The 1,127-nt window shown below is 40.7% G+C and carries 1 protein-coding gene; it reads left to right on the forward strand.

The features are described 5' to 3' along the window. Positions 1–386 precede the first annotated feature (386 nt). Complete coding sequence (locus HFP08_RS28850) at positions 387–830, forward strand: GNAT family N-acetyltransferase (RefSeq protein ID WP_168124078.1); 444 nt, start codon at positions 387–389, stop codon at positions 828–830. Positions 831–1,127 lie beyond the last annotated feature (297 nt).

Here is a 1,127-nt window from a genome sequence, read left to right on the forward strand (position 1 = left end):
GAGGGAAAACCTCACGTCCGGTTTGATGAAGGGGGAACTGGAAAGTAACTAGAGGGCTTGCGCCCTCCAACGAAATTCAGTTCTCTACTCTACTAAGGACATTTAGTAGCAATTCAGAGAAGGCCGGTACATCATCTAACACCGTATTCACGCAGCGTCGCTATCGCTCCTTGGTCCGGCCGAAGTAGGAAGATGTGGTTTCGAAGAAGTTGATTCAGTAACAGGGAAGCATAGTCAGCCGGACAACCTTGCACAGCCTAACCGCGTCGCGGCCGTTCCCTTCGGTCACTTAAGGCAGTGAAGGTTCGTGAATACAAAAACGTTATAAGAAATGGCCGAAACCCAGAAAAATCAAACTTTAATAATAATCGAAATGAGGCTTGATAGTGAACATATCTATCCAAGAAGTAGATCAAAGAAACTGGTTTGACTGCACTAAGTTAAAAGTTAGTGAAGAAAACGGAAAGAGATTTATAGTTCCAATCGTATATTCCATTGCAGAATCTCGATTTGAAAAACACCTAAAAACAATAGCAATTTACAAAGACGATAAAGTAATTGGTTTTAGTGTATATTGCATAGATAAAGATGACGGACAATATTGGATTTATGTATACATGATAGATGCAGATTATCAAGGAAAAGGATATGGAAAAGAAGGATTAATTAGATTACTGGAATACATAAAAACCAAGGAAAACGGTATTACTGAAATTATTATTGGTCATAAACCCGATAATGAAAAGGCAGGATATTTATATCAATCTATCGGATTTAAAGAAACTGGACAAAACATAAATGGAGAAATCATAAGGAAATATAAATACTAATTTGGGGGTAGTTCAAAGAAGTCGGCCACATCTTATAACACAGTATTCACGCTGCGTCGCCTCCGGCTCCTTGGTCCGGACCGAAGCTGGAATAGAACGGCTATAATTGAGCCGTTCTAGTAGCAGGGAAGCATAATCAGCCGGACAACCTTGCACTGCCTAACCGCGTCGCGGCCACTCCCTACGGTCGTTTAAGGCAGTGAAGGTTCGTGAATACAAAAACGTTATGAGAAATTCTCGCAAAACCTAATGGCATAGGAGAAGATTCGATGAAGCGAATGATGATAATTGGGTCTG

The sequence above is a fragment of the Paenibacillus sp. HB172176 genome, from assembly GCF_011947265.1.
In the GTDB taxonomy this organism is placed as follows: domain Bacteria; phylum Bacillota; class Bacilli; order Paenibacillales; family Paenibacillaceae; genus Pristimantibacillus.